11 protein-coding genes are annotated in these 17,275 nt (G+C 39.5%); 5 read left to right on the forward strand and 6 right to left on the reverse strand.

Going from position 1 to position 17,275, the window contains the following annotated elements; all coding sequences use genetic code 11:
• Positions 1–51: 51 nt before the first annotated feature.
• Both L1077_RS20715 and L1077_RS20720 read right to left on the reverse strand, forming a co-directional pair.
• Positions 52–2,919: a TonB-dependent receptor domain-containing protein gene (locus L1077_RS20715; RefSeq protein WP_237138809.1), complete on the reverse strand. Its 2,868-nt coding sequence runs from the start codon at positions 2,917–2,919 to the stop codon at positions 52–54.
• A 1,242-nt stretch (positions 2,920–4,161) separates the two neighbouring features.
• Positions 4,162–5,628, reverse strand: a complete 1,467-nt coding sequence (locus L1077_RS20720; RefSeq protein WP_237138810.1) for a LytR/AlgR family response regulator transcription factor — start codon at positions 5,626–5,628, stop codon at positions 4,162–4,164.
• Between the two features lie 201 nt (positions 5,629–5,829).
• Between L1077_RS20720 and L1077_RS20725 the strand changes: the two genes are divergently transcribed.
• The gene (locus L1077_RS20725; RefSeq protein ID WP_237138811.1) at positions 5,830–7,380 is read left to right on the forward strand and encodes a serine hydrolase; all 1,551 of its coding nucleotides are present in this window, start codon (positions 5,830–5,832) and stop codon (positions 7,378–7,380) included.
• Positions 7,381–7,514: 134 nt separating this feature from the next.
• Here the strand turns inward: L1077_RS20725 and L1077_RS20730 are convergent, their stop codons facing one another.
• From L1077_RS20730 to L1077_RS20740, 3 genes are all read right to left on the reverse strand, one after another.
• Complete coding sequence (locus tag L1077_RS20730) at positions 7,515–9,521, reverse strand: serine hydrolase domain-containing protein (RefSeq protein ID WP_237138812.1); 2,007 nt, start codon at positions 9,519–9,521, stop codon at positions 7,515–7,517.
• A 187-nt stretch (positions 9,522–9,708) separates the two neighbouring features.
• Positions 9,709–10,458: an MBL fold metallo-hydrolase gene (locus tag L1077_RS20735; protein ID WP_237138813.1), complete on the reverse strand. Its 750-nt coding sequence runs from the start codon at positions 10,456–10,458 to the stop codon at positions 9,709–9,711.
• 148 nt (positions 10,459–10,606) lie between these two features.
• Positions 10,607–11,182, reverse strand: a complete 576-nt coding sequence (locus L1077_RS20740; RefSeq protein WP_237138814.1) for a GNAT family N-acetyltransferase — start codon at positions 11,180–11,182, stop codon at positions 10,607–10,609.
• 467 nt (positions 11,183–11,649) lie between these two features.
• On the opposite strand from L1077_RS20740, the gene L1077_RS20745 reads away from it, so the two are divergent.
• Complete coding sequence (locus L1077_RS20745) at positions 11,650–12,384, forward strand: hypothetical protein (protein WP_237138815.1); 735 nt, start codon at positions 11,650–11,652, stop codon at positions 12,382–12,384.
• Between the two features lie 149 nt (positions 12,385–12,533).
• Here the strand turns inward: L1077_RS20745 and L1077_RS20750 are convergent, their stop codons facing one another.
• On the reverse strand, positions 12,534–12,938 hold the full coding sequence (locus L1077_RS20750; RefSeq protein WP_237138816.1) for a DUF1801 domain-containing protein: 405 nt from the start codon (positions 12,936–12,938) through the stop codon (positions 12,534–12,536).
• Positions 12,939–13,256: 318 nt separating this feature from the next.
• Between L1077_RS20750 and L1077_RS20755 the strand changes: the two genes are divergently transcribed.
• From L1077_RS20755 to L1077_RS20765, 3 genes are all read left to right on the forward strand, one after another.
• Positions 13,257–14,471 carry a serine hydrolase domain-containing protein gene (locus tag L1077_RS20755; protein WP_237138817.1) on the forward strand — a complete coding sequence of 405 codons (1,215 nt, stop codon included), beginning with the start codon at positions 13,257–13,259 and terminating at the stop codon, positions 14,469–14,471.
• Positions 14,472–14,859: 388 nt separating this feature from the next.
• Positions 14,860–15,717 (forward strand): PKD domain-containing protein, encoded by an 858-nt coding sequence (locus L1077_RS20760; protein WP_237138818.1) that lies wholly within the window; start codon positions 14,860–14,862, stop codon positions 15,715–15,717.
• 16 nt (positions 15,718–15,733) lie between these two features.
• Complete coding sequence (locus L1077_RS20765; protein ID WP_237138819.1) at positions 15,734–17,062, forward strand: hypothetical protein; 1,329 nt, start codon at positions 15,734–15,736, stop codon at positions 17,060–17,062.
• The last annotated feature ends 213 nt before the right edge of the window (positions 17,063–17,275 follow it).

Here is a 17,275-nt window from a genome sequence, read left to right on the forward strand (position 1 = left end):
TTAAACAAAAGGGCATGCTATAGCATGCCCTTTGACGTGATTAAAAACTAATTAAAACTTATAAGAGAGTTGAACATAGCCAAAACGACCTATATTGTCATAAGTCCCGCCTTCAAGCGTAGTGCCTGATGTATATCTGATCATCTCTTTATTGAAGATATTATCGACACCTATTTTAACTGCCATTCCGTTGTCAAAATTATAACCACCAGAAATGTCTGTTACGATATAAGTCGGCCATTCCATATGGTTAGAAGGGTTAGGGTTTTTCTCTAATTCATCAGCACGGTAACGGTTTGTTTTTTTGGTGTAACGTGTTTTCCAACTAGCAAAAAAGTCATCATAACTATAGCCAATATCTAATGCCCCCGCCCAAGATGGTTCTGTATCTACACCAGCATACTCTTGAAATTCAGCCACATCTTCTTGGAACGGGTAGTCCTTTCGTTCAATCAAGCGCGTTGCCATTAAGCGAGTTTTAAAGTTGCCCAAACTTGTCTTGAAATCATAGTTTACTTCAAAATCAACACCAGCTGATTCTTGCATAGCAATATTCAAGGCTTTATTTTTAATAAGCGTCAATCTGCCATCATTCGCACGTGTAAGTAAAGCACAGTACTGGTTGTCAATGCTACTGGCATCAACACAACGGGTCACTATTTTCTTAGAATTAATAAAGTCTATCGCATCCTCTAATTCTATGTTCCAATAATCAACAGTAAATGTTAGACCATCCACAAAACTGGGTGTAAACACAGCACCGACGGTATAACTTGTGGACTCTTCAGGAACAAGCTCGTCATTACCAGACTGTTGTCCTCTGATCCTAGCTGAATCATATGAGTCATCAAACCCAACAGGCACGCCTAATGCAGTACAATTCGCTTGTCTTAAATCTCGAGCCGCACCTGAAACCTGATTTAAGTTTTTAACTCTACATGGGTCGTCAATAGGGTAAAACGTTTCACTAACAGCCCCGAATAATTCACCAATGTTTGGCGCTCGAATCGCTTCAGATAGCGTAGAACGTAACCTTAGATCATCATATACCTGCCAATCTAAACCGACTTTCCAGCTCGTCACGTCACCCACTGTACTATAGTCAGCATATCGACTTGCAACCTCTAAAGTCAGTGTATCAATCAGTGGTATATCGCCTAACAGAGGAATAGAAGCCTCAACAAACACTTCTGATACATCATACTCACCTTCATCTTCACCGAGAACATTAAAGAAGGTATCACCAGATTTAGCATTATCATCTTCTCTTTGACGACTCTTCTCTTCTCTATATTCAATACCAAAAGCAACCCCTACAGGACCTGCTGGCAGCTCATAAAAACCAGCATTAGCAAGACTTGCACCCGCATTTAACTGCTCTAATTTAGTTGTACCTACAGATACCGTATTGACGTAATCAATAGACTCTTGGCTTGGACGGTTATAACCCATTATATCCATTGGTACACAGCCGTTTGCACGCGCCTGCGCATCTCGGCATACCACATTACCTGAATCGTCAAATACTGCATCTATTGCAGCCTGAAAGTTTGGTCTGACTAAGTTATTATAATTCGCGCGTTCAATTTCAGTCACACCCGAATTGATGAATACTTCATAGTCCCAATCCTCTGCGACAACCCCCTCTAGCCCAAAGACAAAACGTGTTGTTTCACGTGTACTAATTTCGAAACGGCGACCAATATCACCATTAAAACGGTTAATACTAATAGCCGTCAAAGGATTACCTTCATCATCGAACGTTGAATCCATGATCTGTGCGGTTTGCGGATGTAAATAGGCGTTGTCCCGAGAGAGTGTGATCCCTGAACGTGTATGGTAGCTTGGCTGCCCCCACTTTTCAGATTCAATCTTTGCAAACTTACCTTCAAAATAGAAAGAGGTCTCATCATTGATATCATAGTTGCTTTTAAAGTTGATTATATGCCTATCAAAAGTCGGCTGGACCTCTGTATATTTACGCAAGTTGAAATACTCGCAATCGACACACCCAAACCCATCCAACTTATTATAATCCAGCTGCACAGGACGTGGAGTTCCATCCTCATTGAATGTGTAATAAATACCACCCGCATTAAATACCCCAGATTCTGTTAAATTAAAAATCCCAGCGTTGTCATACATTTTTTCATCTGGATTATCTAAATCATCAGGCCTATTCGGGTCTCGTTCAAAGTTAGTCAGCTCGCGAACTGCATAATTTGTAAACTCATTATCAAGAGCATTCAACCTTGATTGAGTTGCAAATTCATAAGAGATGCCAAAATTACCTTTTCCATCAAGAAAGTCTTGGCCAAAAGAAATATTAAATTTTTGATTGTCATAATCAGAATTCGCAGCCTCACCGTGTGTTGCAGAAACAGAGAATCCTTCAATCCTATCTTTAAGGATAAAGTTAACTACCCCCGTTACAGCATCAGCACCATAAATTGCAGATGCACCACCAGTAATGACCTCGACCCGATCAACCCATTCAGTTGGGATAGTATTAGTATCAACCATGGATGAACCACCACTACTTGAAACATGCCGCTTGCCATTTACAAGTACTAAAGTTCTATCAACGCCCATACCTCTCAAATCTAGTACATTGAGGCCTGAGGTTCCGATAAAGCGACCTGAGTTTTGCATACCAAATGTAGGTTTTAAACTTGGTAGTTTATTTAACGCTTCACCAATATTTAGAGCACCAGTATTAACTAAATCTTGTCCAGAAAGGACTGACACAGGGTTTTGTGCAATCACTCCTTCACGCATAATACGTGAGCCCGTAACTTCAATTTTTTCTATTGCTTCTTCATTTGCGTATGCAGTATGAGCAGGCACAGTACTAAGTGCACCTATACACATCAGTTTAACTGACATACTTATTGGGTTTAACTTACTATTCTTCCCCATAATTACTTCCTTTTTTATTTATAAACAAGATCAAAACTCAGGTTTAAAAACCAAACAAAATAAAATAAATTACAAACCAACCACATATTAATACTAGAAAAACCAGCATGTAAATACAGAAAATAAAAAAACACACCAACAGGACAAATAAAAATAAAAAACCAAAACAGAAAACAGAACAAAACAATTAAAAAGAAACTCAAAAACCCATTATAAAACAAACCAAAAAAAAACAAATAAAAACCCCAACAAACAACAGGTTAAATTAAAACAAAAAAAATCAAGCTACAGCTTCACCAAAAGGTAAAAAAGGCAGAATAAATAAGCATAATAGATAACAGCCGCCCTATAGTATGTTCACAAGTCAAGCAACGAAAAAAGCAACAAAAATTCAATAGAAACTAAAAAAAATCTTTATTGATAAAAAGTTCACAACAAAGAAACTTGTAAAAACGACAAGCAGACATGTATGAAAATTAAAAAACAAACAACTTTAATAAAAACGGAAATAAGCATTTTTTGTGAAAGAGTTATTTTGACATGCAACATAAAAAGATTGAGTTACCATTAACAAACCTTAACACCCCTCTTTACAAGCAATTTCCTTTATTAATTTCAGGATTAAAACTAACAATATTTAAAATATATTTATGTCAGACTTAATTAGAGCTAGTGTAAAATTCATCATTAAAGTCAAAGGTAAAACCTACTAGTTATAGTTAATAGAAGTCGTTGAGAAAGAGCTAATCCTCATATTATGAAAAATAAGACAGTCAGTATTCGCATATGAGAAATTTAGACTAATACATTAGCTAATATCAATTTCCATGGTGAAATGCAGTACTAACCTGTGTGGTATCGAAAAGGAGGGGATACAAACTCAATAAACAAATGTACAAATACGCAAAGGCTGATTGATGAGCTGAATAACGCGCAAAGTATGCACTTTCTAGTTTTAATCATGACATCAGTCAATCTATAGGACGAAAACTGCCCTCTAGCGAGTCAATAGCTGAGTTACCATGCTTTAAAGTTGTCTTATTAAGGGTATTAGCATGTTCAAAATATCAGTCACAGTGATTTTAAACCTTTGTCATGTTCTCAGCCTATTAATAGATACTGTATTACCACAACTGGACTGTAGACTTCCCTACAAAAAGGAAGTCTCTTAAGCAGTAAAGGACATGCACCGCTCTTTAACAAAAAAATAGCTTGGCGTACGACCTGTCTGTTCAAAGTGCATCAATCAAGCTGTTTTCTAACCTTTGGCATGATCCGCCGACTCACAGGCACTGTATCACCAGTGCTTAACTGTAGACTTCCGCCACCTGAGGGAAGCTTTTTAAGCGATTGAATAAAATGCTTATTTACAATATAGGAACGATGTATCCGTAGGAATGTACCAGGGAGTTTTTCTTCCATAACTGCAAGCGTTTCATTGTGTAAAACATTTCGTTCATCTAACAAGCAGAGCTCCACATAGTCTCTCGCGCCTTTCACAAAGCAAATACTCTCACATGATATCCACTCGCTTTTGTCTGCAAGATTGAGTTTTATCTTAGATGGTACCTGCTGCTCACTATACTCATCTAATGCTTGCTGTAGCTGATCAGCTCTTTGCTGCGCAAGCTGCTTTTGAGATTGCGCGTGTTTGTATGCAATTGCATGTTGAACAAAAAAGAACAACAAAAGCGCAGCAACAAAATAATAAAAATAGAGATCGAGAAATTGATTAGGGTTCAGTGCAATTATGGTAAAGAATATTAAAAGTGCGCTGGCATGTTTTCTCGCATTGTCCTGCCTATTAAATACTTGAAAAGCTGTGATTAAAAAGCTGATACCAGCAGGCACTTGAATGGCGATCACAGTTTTGTCTTCTATCGTACTGCCCAGATAAATAGATATAAACGTCAATAACATGGATAAGAAAAAGCAGATCTTACGATGATTCTTTACAAACCCATCTATGATATATAACAGCAAACTCAGACCGCTCAACGTCCCCAGTAATAAAATAACCATCAATCGAATTTCATGATAAGGATATTCGTATGCGACTAAACCCCTTGACACTTCAGTCAGTAATTGAAGCACCACCAGCAAAGAGAGTAAAGGAAGCCAAAAATCGCCTCGCCTTGGATTCAAGTCTTGTAGCACCAATAAGCTTGAGAAAAACAAACCAATTATCAATACGCCTAACGGCACCAGTGTGGGTAAATAATGATGCAATACGATATCTTGAGGTGAGTCATAGTATGTCACTATCGCAAGCCCAATGGAGCGACTGATATCGAAAGCTTTATGATGAGATGACAGTTTAATAATGATTTCATTCTGAGACTTCTGCAGCAACCCTTTAGGTATATAAGTAACAAAGTCCATCACACCAGGCTGCTCTTCGTCAGGTTGAGAAGAGGGATAACCATTTCGGCCTATTAATTTGCCATTAAAGTAAAACTCTGTCGCCGCTTGGGCAGAAAAAAACAACCCAATTGGTTTATCGATAAGTTCAGGTGCGTCTATGTCAAACGTGGAGCCTATCCATGTTACCTTATTACCCGGCTTTACCTCACCCAGCGACATCTTTTTGCAGTTTTGGAGAATAAACGTCTTTGAAGACAGCTTTTCATTTTCATCATAACAAACCTTAACTTCTTGAATAAATTGCTTATTAAATTCATTTGCCACGAGTTGTGTAGAAAATATCATGCTAAAAATGGCTAACAAGCATCCACATACCTGCTTGATATTTATCACAATAGGATTCAAAAAGAGTCGAACGCAGACACTGATAAGTTTTGCTGCCTTTTGCAGAAGAAACGCCACCGCTTGCATATAAGTGCTGGAAAAGTAAGAAGTAATTGGTAATGTCCTTATCAATTAGTAAATTGCTTTAAAGGGTCTATTTAAATGAACTATATCAAAAAGTCTGTATATACAGGTATCGTCTTATCACAGTTAATTTTTTCTCCACTATGTCTAAGTGCACAGTTAACGCCAAAACAAATAGATGCACTTGTTGAAAAAGCATCAAACGAGCTTAATGTGCCAGGAATTGCATTGGCAGTTGTAAAAAGTGGAGAAGTGGTCCATGCGAAAGGCTATGGCGTTCAATCTATTGAAAACAACACACCAGTAAATACGGATACCCTATTTCAGGTCGCGTCAATTTCAAAATCATTTGTAACTGCGGCATTGGCACTACTCGTAGATGAAAATAAACTCAGCTGGGACGATAAGGTCATTGATTACCTTCCGCACTTTCAAATGTATGATCCTTGGGTAACAAGAGAGTTTACTATTCGCGACTTATTAACTCATCGCTCTGGTTTGCCACTGGGTGCTGGAGACTTATTACAATGGCCTGATGCAAAGGCACACGCAACGCCTGATGAAATCATCTCAGCATTAAAGTATTTAAAACCAACCAGTTCATTTCGTTCTGAATATTCCTATGTCAATTTAATGTATATTGTCGCCGAAGAAGTGATACGCGCAATCACCAAGATGCCTTGGGACGAATATGTCGAAAAAGCATTATTGGCACCGCTGAAAATGACTGACTGTGTAGCAAGCCCGACTCGAATTAAAACACCAAGTAAACGTGCGATACCGCACATGGAAGTGGATGGTGAGCTCAAAACCACTTTTTTCAAAGATGATACCCAAATTAATTGTGACATAGCGGGTATGGCAAAGTGGGCACAGCTATTTCTTTCCAAAGGAAAACTGCCTGATGGGCAAAACTTGCTGTCTGAAAAACAACACGCAGAACTGTGGAAGCCAGTGACTTTAAAGAAAGTCTCTTATATTGATCAAAAATACGCGCAGACACATTTTCAAGCATATGGATTAGGCTGGAATTTGATGGACTTTCATGGCCACTTGCATGTCTCTCATGGCGGTGCGGTACAAGGCATGACCTCACATATCGCTTTTTTACCTGAAAAAGATGTTGCTGTGATTGCGCTTACAAATCAATGGTCACGAGCAGCTCAAGGCCTAACCGCAACTATCCTAGAACACTATATTGAAGCGGAACCCACAAATTACATTGATGTGTACATAGAAGGCAACAAACGATATGAAGCCTACAAAAAACAGCAAAAGAAAACAGAGAAGCCTTTACAACTGAGCACAACCAAACCGCCTGTTGCACTTGTTCAATATGCTGGTACTTACAAGGATGATTGGTATGGCACAGTGGATGTCACAGTAACAGGATCCGAGCTAAATATTAAGTTTTCTCGTGGTAATGCCTTAACTGGTAAGCTCGACCACCTAGAAGGCAACCGATTTGTAGCAAAATGGCATGACCGAACACTAAATGCGGATGCTTTTGTAAACTTTGACGTCGACTTCGATGGTAAGGTCAGCGGATTCAAAATGAAAGCAGTAAGTAGTAGCACTGATTTTTCTTATAACTTTCATGATTTAAACCTAAGAAAAGTGAGCAAGTAGCAGCAAAGATAAGCGTTATCTTTTAGATTCAAATGAGCCCACTTTTCATTCAGCAACAGTGATATAGTGGGCTCAACACAAACTGATTTTATACCCAGAACTTGCGAATGACTGAGTCTATTCAGCTAATTGTCTTAACTGATGTACTTAAACCCTATCGCATTCCATACCCAAAAAACATATAAAAAGCTTAAACAGCTCAGCGTGAAAATCGAATAGAGAAGCTTGTGTATCCACCCTAATTCAGCCATACGCCAAATAAATACCAATCCAACCATCTTAACTAACGTAGTAATACTAACCATTAATACAAAGCCAAGTAGAAGTTTCACTTCAAGTGTCGGGAAATTTAATAAGAAATTATATTCGTCCAACACCAAACCGGAGTTCATGAAAATAAAGCCAGTCACAGTAACTAATATCAAACCCGCAGAGATGCAAACCGTATTTTCGAATGCATTGAGGTGCTTAACCCGGCTCTTTCGATTACCAATGAGTATTAACGTGGACAGTGCAAGTAATGAGGCAAGCACTAAAACAAAATAAAAGAAAAACGGGCTTTGCGACAAGCTCATCTTTTCATAGTCACCAGACCACATACTTGCGGAGAAGCGTGCTATTTTTCCTGAACTATCTGGGTAAAAATAAAAAATTGATCCGTGATAAGACTCTGCTTGAAATACATTTTCTTGAAGTCGTTTTAGCTTAAATGACACGTTACTTCCCAACCGACGCATTTTCAAATCACCCTGTGCATCGAGAGAAATTGTCACTGAACTATCCAAGGCTGCCATTTTTTCTAACTGAGTGTAAGAGCGGCGGGTACTCAACCAAGATCCGGTATACTCTTCTAACTTACGCGTTGCAACAGGCACTGACAGAAACTGGCTATATGCACCAGCCGCAGTTGGCTTGACTAACTTTAACGGTTTCCTTTGATAGTATTTATTTAGAATAACCTTAGGTAAAGAGTCTGCCAAATGCGCGGCTCCGCCAACCATATTACTCGCGATAAAAATACCCAGCTGTAACTCGGGATAAATTACCATATTAGATGAGAAAGTGAGTGTAGCCCCCGAATGATGGTAGTAATGATGCCCTCTAAAGTGACCTTCAAACATACCATGAACGACATCTGCAGCGAGCGTTCTATCGTCATAAAGCCTGTGCTTCATGCTTTCGTTGGTTAATGGCGTGACTAGTTGATTGTTTTCACGCATCAGGGCGCGCATATACAGTGACATATCATGTGCTGTTGAAGAGGCCGCCCCAGCACCGCCAATGTGCCCTAGAAATTCAAACGGCTTTGCCAAATTGCGCCCAACAGTGTCTTTGAAATACCCCGTTGCCAACTGTTGCCGCAGAGTGTCATTCATATTGGCAGCACCATAGCTGCTACCAAGCGGTTCACCTAGCGTGGTATTTTGCATAGTTAGAGAAGCAAACATGTTCTGCTTCATATAGGATGCCAAATCCATACCCGATTTTTGCTCTACCAAATACCCAAGCAAACCAAACCCATAATTTGAATAAGACATGTTATGACCAACAGGCCAAATTCTTTTTGGCATGTATTTAGTCAGATATTCAGGTGTACTTAGCATCTGTTCAGGTTGGTCGCTGATTAAATTACCTGCGTCCGCTTCTTCGAAGCCTGCTCGGTGGCTGAGCAAAGCAGCAATGGTTATTGGCGCTTCAAATGTATTAGGGATTTTGAATTCCGTGAGATAGTCATTAATATCAGCATCAAGGGCAAGTTTGCCCTGCTCTACCAATTGCATAACCGCGATCGCCGTCATGGTTTTAGTGATTGAACCTATACGGAACAGGGTGGTATGGGGGTCGACTTTCTTTCGGCTGCTCACATCCGCATAGCCATAGCCTTTGAGCAGCGCTACGTCGCCATCTTTAACAATGGCAATGGTGACACCAGGTATTGAATGCTGTGTCATGCCACGCTCAATCAAAGAGTCGACATATTGCTCTAACCCGATAAGCGTTTGCATCTCATCTAGGTTTTCACTGCCGTCAATAGAAGCATTGGCATTGGCATTTGCATTGTGGGCAGTAAAAAGGCCAATGATAAAAAGTAGAAACAAAAATGTGGCAGTAGATACAGAAATGGCTATGTGTGTCTTCATGTAGCAACCTTGCTTGTTTATCATTTTACTCAAAAATAGTGACCACTATATCTAAATGATAAAAGCAGTTCATAACACTCATAGCGACAGTGTATATTTATATCACCAACATAAGAACACCTATTCTAATAAAACACCTAACGGAGCATTATGTACTTAGGTTTTAGGCTACACCTTATCCACCCTTCTAACTATAAACGTAGTCATGCCATTCTTTATGCAAAAAATCACACTTGACGTTTTTTAACGCCTTTTCGACAGTAATTGGCTCATCGCTGTCAGCGATTGCCCGAAGATAGCTTTGCCTATCTTGTATGGCCTGTAAAATATCCGCCGAACCTTTAAATGCATTACCATGAGAAGGCAACAAAGTATAAGACGCATAGTTCTTGAGTAGCTCTAAAGAGTTTGCATGTTTTTGTGCATTACCAACCTGCACTGAAGGCAATAAAGGCAATCCACCATTGGAAGTCATGACATCATCAGCGACGTGAATATATGCATCGTTGATAATTGTATACATGCCACAAATTACATGACCTTGTATTAACTTAAACGTCAAACGAAATGCTCCAAAAGATAACGCGTTTCCATCCGTTATAAGGTTTACCCCCTCAAAGTAGTGGTGTCTTTCTTTAGGTATATATTTCTCTAAGGTCGACTTATATAAATAACTACCGTAAAGCTCAGGTGAATTAAGTACCGGCAGACCAGAAATATGATCTGGATGAAAGTGAGAAAAAACGACTTTTTTCACTTGGATACCTGTGTTAGCTAAATCATCTATCACTGCCTGAGCCTGTTCTTCAAAGGCCGTGTCAATCAACAGTGCTTCGTCATCTTGTATGAGCGCATAAATGTTAAATCCAAAATGTTGATTTTCAAATGGAGGAAACTGATATTGATAGAGTCCCTCATCTAACTTAATTTTTTTCACAATATTGCTTCTATGTCCTTATATTTATGTTGAAACTAATAAGATATACATCGCTTGTTCACTGTCGTTTTGCGCTATGTATGTCGATATGACTTCACCTTATTGAAAAAGTCATTAACCCAGAAAGCTAGCCATACCCTCTAAACCTTCAAAAAGGCGATTGAAGTGCCTTTTTCATCCACCAATCTCTCGAGAGCTTATATAGACAGTGTTTCTTTAGAGAGTTTGGGTAAGGTACATCTGGATGCTCAAACACAACATTGGTATTTATCATGTGTATTCTTTCCATTACTGCACGAGATGCAAAATTATCAACCACCGCAAATGATACGATTCCGTTTAATCCAATATCTTCAAAGCCGACTTTTAGCGCAGCCCCGGCCGCCTCTGTCGCATAGCCAAAACCCCAATGTGGGCGTGCGAGTCTCCACAAAACTTCAACACAAGGTGAGCACGGCAAAGTGGCAGTCGGCTTATGCAAACCCACAATACCCACAAACTCACTGGTCTTACGCTGTTCTACTGCCCACACTCCCCATCCTTGTTGAACAAGCAAGGATTGACATGTTTTAGCAATAGAGTCGCTCTGAACTCGATTCAATGTACTAGGGAAAAACTTCATCACTTCAGGATCAGAAGACATTTTAGCAAACTCAGGGAAGTCACTTTCTTTCCATTGTCGCAGCTGAAGGCGTTTAGTTATGGGCTCAATTATCTCTGTCATACTTCCCTTGCTTAGCGCTCTGTCTATCTAATTCAATTTCGTGTCTGCTAGTAAATAGGAGCCAAAATAACATGCTATTCACTGCCTATATATGACCATAAAAACGATTTACTCTGCTAATCAACCCATTTTTATATATAAAATATACTTAGCCTGTAATAACACGACTTCCACGTAGTTCCTACCTGATAGTTATACCAGATACTGAGTGTAAAATTCTGCCAAGTTATAAAATAAAACTAATAAGATAGATATTCATGCTAACACTGGAATATCAATATAGGAGAATAGCTTACATCACCTCACAAAACCTTCTACACATGAGCCTAATGTAACTCAGTTACATATAACTAATTTTAACTTAGGCAAATATCTTCTCCCTTTATATGTTACCTTTGAGCATTAAGTACTGAGCTTGATATAGCCTCAACATACTCAGAAATAACCAACTCACTTAGAGGAACAACATGAGTAAAGCGCTAAACTTCATAAAAAAATCTAATCACGTCTTATTCTTTTTGGCAGTGACACTTTTTATTGTCGTCATTTCTGTCGAGTTTATTTCGGAATTCTTCGACCATAAATATGAGCCACCAAAAATTGCACTGGTCGATAACAGTGATACTCAAGAGCAAATTAAACAAACACAGTACACAAAAGAATACTTCGCAAAGTTAAAAGATGTATACATCTTTACGTTGAGCGCTAAAGAAATTGATATTACTCAACATCATGACGGTGAGATTTATTCTATGTTTACAGGCTCAAAAGTGTCGCACGACTTATATAACGGACACTTCTTATCCAGAAACGCCGTTAACTTGATGTTTGTTAGAGAAAATAGCAAACCACATATGTTATTACGAAAAGACGGACTACTACTTGAGTTTTCAAAGGCAAGGGTCTCATCAAGTGAAGAGGAGCACTTATTAAATAAAAACGTTTACCTGATCATTAATGAAGACACTAATCGAAATGGGTATCTTGACCATGAAGATTCAGCCAAGTTATTTACCTCAACCTTTGATGGCAAAGACTTAAGCCTAATATTGGAAGACGTCGGGTCATTTAGAACAATTGAAAACAATAAGTTGCTTATATCGCAAGAAGGCCAATCTCCCCAGTTTTATACTTTTGATTTGACCAGCTCAACCTTGTTGACCTTGGATACATCAATCAAAACATCCCGAGAAAAACTTTAAAATCTAATCGATATAGACATAAAATCAAATTGTGCTGTTAGCTAGTCCGTAAAAAGAGCTGCTTGCCACGCATTAAGCAGCTCTTTATACGCGGTCATAGCAAGTTTTCAGAGCCAAATCGTCATTCATGATTCGAGCTTAACTGATTACTAAGCGCCCAATAATGGTAAGTGCTTCCTTTTCTGGTAGGTAAGCGCTAATTCTAAACAGTGCTTAATGATGGTCTGTGGCAGTGGCTCCGCAACAGAGAGTACTATTGCTCTATTGCCATTAAATTCAAGTGCTTCACTATATAGGACTCGAAAGGTATCAACCAACTTTGTTTGGCAATGAAAATACAGAAAGTAATTGTTTGGTGTTTTCGGCTTCCAATCAATTCTTACTGGGCTACCTACTTTTACATTATAGCTAGGCTCTCCCCATTTAAGAGACTCTTCAACGTCACCTAAATCGAGTTCATTGGCAACTTGAAAAACTAACCCACGAAGTAATTCCAGCCAGACTCGTACATGCTCAGGATACTGCTGCCAGCATACTTTAACCGCCCTATCCATTTGTATACTCTACTGTTATCTCTATTCACCTAAATTACAAAATATAAACCTAAAAACCAATAGACAATCAGCATAAACGCTTTAAACGACCTAGGTTAACTTAATTTACCTACAATCATAAAAACCCCAAGCAACTGATAAATATAGATATAATTTAAATCATCAAGCTGTAATCAAAAAATCATAGGGAGTTCAAGTGCGTCTTTCTTATTTCGTTATAGTAATTAGCAGCAGATGAATTGGCGTGAATAATTACGAGTGTAAATCACCTCAATCCAGTTTTAATAATAATTACCAACAAAGTAACAAGGATAAAGAATGACTCTAAAATGCGCAGTGAAAAGCATACTCACCATTGCTGTCTTATCCAGCTATAGCGGCCTTACCTCAGCAAGCAATAAAGAAAATACGCACCTGGCACCTGAAGTTGCAAAAACAGATATACACATTGGTTATACAGAAGTTCCCTTTCTTGATAAGCCATTTATCGATACATCTCCGGAAAATAGACAGGATGGGATCCCCGTAGGCAAGCTAGGTAACTTTGGGGCTGATAAACAACAGATCATGCAGTTTGCAAAAGAGCTTGCAGCCTATAAGCACGGACATTACGACAGCCTTTTAATCTCCCACAAAGGAAAACTGGTTTTTGAATCCTATTACGCAAAAGGCCGAGTCAACTTGCCTCATTATCAGGCCTCAGTCACAAAAACCTACACGGGTTTAGCACTCGGTCGAGCCATTCAATTGGGCTATCTTTCCATGGATGACTTAGACAAGCCATTAACGAGCTTTTTAACTAAATTAGACTTAGAAGGAGCAGTAAAAAAAGGCGCTGATAAAGTAACTTTGCGTCACGCATTAACCATGACTTCAGGCATTCGAACCAATGATGAGCAAAGGGCACAGATAGATAAGTTACCAAACCAATTGATGGGCCAAAAAGAGATCCAAACAATACTAAACTACAGCACACCCGTCACCAAAGACTCACAAACATTCAAGTACGGCTATGGTCCGTTACTGGTTATGCACGTCCTCGAAGCGGTCGTTCCGGGCTCAGCAAAAGACTTCATCAAAAAAGAGTTACTCGACAAGATGGGGATCAGCAATTATCGATGGAGAACGAATGGAGCTTCAGGTTTGCCAGAAGCGGGCTGGAGAACCAACATGACCTCACGGGATATGGTCAAGTGGGGTATGCTCGCGATGAACAAAGGAAAGTGGCAGGGCGAGCAACTTATACCTGAAAAGTTTATCACTGATGGTACTCGCAGACTTGTCATGACAGGTGATGATGAAGTGCATTGGGGCGGTAAAGATGTCTCTAAACAAGGTTACGGCTATCTGTGGTGGGGAGTAGACTTAAAAGTTGGGGATAGAAAATATTTAGGAGTGTCAGCTCAAGGCGGCAACGGTCAAATCATTATGATCATTGAAGAGTTAGACCTAATGATTGTGCACACAGCCAACGATAACAATATTCCTTTCAAACAGGTCATTGCCGAGAAGGTCTTGCCTGCATTTATTTAACAACAATCTCCAAACTCTAGTTCAAGTGGCAAAACTGAACTATAAAAACAACTAGGGCAGACATTAAAAATGCCCTTTTTGTACGAGCCTTAGTTTAAAAAATTAGGTACAAATAGTAGGCCTTGATCAAATCTGACAATTGCATTTACAGCAACGCATATAAGTAGGTCACCACCGTTCTATGCAAATATCTGTCAGACATTGCTATAACTTTCCACCTTTAATAGCTTAAAAAATAACATGTTAGCTATTTCCCCTTTATTACAACTCGTACCATAGTCGGTATGAAAGCTCGTAATATTCTGTATAATTGATGCTGCAAAATAGGGTTGTTAGCACTTTGAACGCTCAATAATTGCAAACATAAAAAATCCAAGAAGGAATCTCAATGGAAAAAATGAAACTTGCAGCGCTTGTAACTGGCTGCTTAATAGGGTTATCCGCTTGTGGCGGCGATGGAGATAACGAGACAAACACTACGCCCCCCCCCTCAAAAGTAGTTAATCAGCCACTACCTTCCCCAGAAGTAAATCAACCTCCAGCGGCAAGCATTGCTGCAGATGCTAATGCGCAGGAGCGCTCGCTTATCCAATTCGACGGTTCCGGCTCTAGCGATTCTGACGGTTCAATCAGTAGTTATGACTGGTCATTAGATTTAGGTGACTATAAAGGCAATGCAATCACCTTAGCATCAAGCGGCGCTTCTGCCGAACTAAATATTGGTGATATTGCTGAAGATGTTGAAGTGACTATCAAACTCGAGGTGACTGATGATGATGGCGCAACAGACTCAACCCAATCTTCTTTACTGATCAATGAAATAGACTTTATGAAATTGCCACCGTTGCCTGCGTCACCTCAAGAAGGCTTATTAGGAACAGATAGCGACGGTGATGGAGTCAGAGATGATGTAGAGCATAAAATACTAGAGAGATATCCGCTCAGTATCGTTGACCAGGAAGTTTACCGGAAAGTTGCATCAACTATGAACTCATTTTTAGTGGCGGGTTTGTCATCGGATGACATTGATGACGTAGAAGCTTCTCAAAGCTCATCTTACATCGCAGATTGCTTGTTTCAACAATATGGAGAAGATGCTATCAAGGAGCTGACTCTTATCGAAGTTATGATGATTGACACAGATGAGCGTCTGAGCGCTTACCTTGCATACAGCAATTCACGGTCTGGCAAGGTTCAGGAGTCATTAGACGCGCCCGAAGGTTTTTGTAGACTGCCACAGAATTAAAAGGAACTTAAGTAATATGAAGTCTAATTTAAAAGTATTGGCAGTAGGCATTGCAATGGCCCTTCCTGGGTATAGCCACGCTGAATTAAACGGTTGCTCATTAGAAGATAATGACACGCCAACCACGAAGGTTTATTTTGCTAATGGTGTCGATAATAGCCCCACTCAAGCGGATATTTCAATGCGGCTCGTAAAGGAGCGATTTAAAACGAAACTTTCTTCCCTAGAAGGCCACACATACATATTCGACACCGCATATAACGACACACAAGGTACTCCAAAAGATGTCGTTCAAGTTTTCCAGCAAAAAATTCTAGATGAAGGTGGAAAAGGTAACGGGTACGCTCTTTATATCATGTTGAGAAACGGGCTTTCGTCCGAGTTTATCCAACAATATTTAGACAAATATTTTCTCTTCGGCTATCTGTCAGAGGAGAAGATAGAAGAGTTTGCGCAAATACTTCAAGAAGCTCAAGTTGATGCTCTGCAAGATAGGTCTATGGTCAATGACAGACATGCTACCTACTACAATGATGCGCTGGCTGCAGGCCACAGAGTGATCATTTTGCCTCATAGCCAAGGTAATTTATTTACAACAAAAGCGATAGATTCTGTGATCACAGACACTCCTGAGTATGCAGATAGCATTGGATACTTTGGAGTAGCAACCCCAGCTTCCAGACGGGTTGGGAACCATGAAGATTATGTAACCGCACACGATGATAGGGTCATTGACGCATTAAGGTTGATTGAGGATGTTTTACCTTCAAACATTGATAACGACTTGACTAACTTAGATCCGACCGATGACCCCGATCCAAGAGAAGATATTAAAAATCATTCTTTCGTGGATAGCTACATGCGAACAAATCTACCATCGTGGGGAGTCATTGATGCTGGCATTACAAAGCTTGCCAAGAACCTAGTCTACCCCACCCGCCGAGCTGGCGAAGGGGCGATTAGAGCAACACTTCAGTGGGGTAATAACCCCGATGTTGATTTACATGTTTTTGAGCCCAGCGGTAAGCATGTTTATTTTTCCAAAAAAATAGGTGACTATGGTGACCTAGATTTGGATGACACAAATGGTCAAGGGCCCGAAAACTACTTTGTATCTTGCGATAATATAGCTGAAGGCTTGTTTACTATTGGCGCAAACTACTACTCTGGCTCAACGCCAGAAGAAGCGCAGATCACATTATATTTAGGCAATGGATTGACCTACTCCAGAACTAAAGTGCTAAGTGAAGTAAAAGGGCCATCAGGCAATCACGAGCCAGTTCTTTATTACAAAATTAATGTTACTAACGATGGTGAAGGTAACGCAGTTTATTCAGTAGAATAGTAAAAAGTAGCTTAGATAACCGTGCTTTAAAAGCACGGTTTTTAATATGCCGAAATATTACCGCTCATTGGTAAACGGTTCCAAACTCCGATTTCAAGATTCATTATCCTATTGTTAAGAATTAGCCACTCCAAACTAGATTGCCCGTTTTACGTTAAACTACACAATAACTATGGCGTAAGATATTGGCTCTGCGACCTGCTACTTATTAAT

Origin of the sequence: Pseudoalteromonas luteoviolacea, assembly GCF_021654285.1 — a bacterium.
In the GTDB taxonomy this organism is placed as follows: domain Bacteria; phylum Pseudomonadota; class Gammaproteobacteria; order Enterobacterales; family Alteromonadaceae; genus Pseudoalteromonas; species Pseudoalteromonas luteoviolacea_J.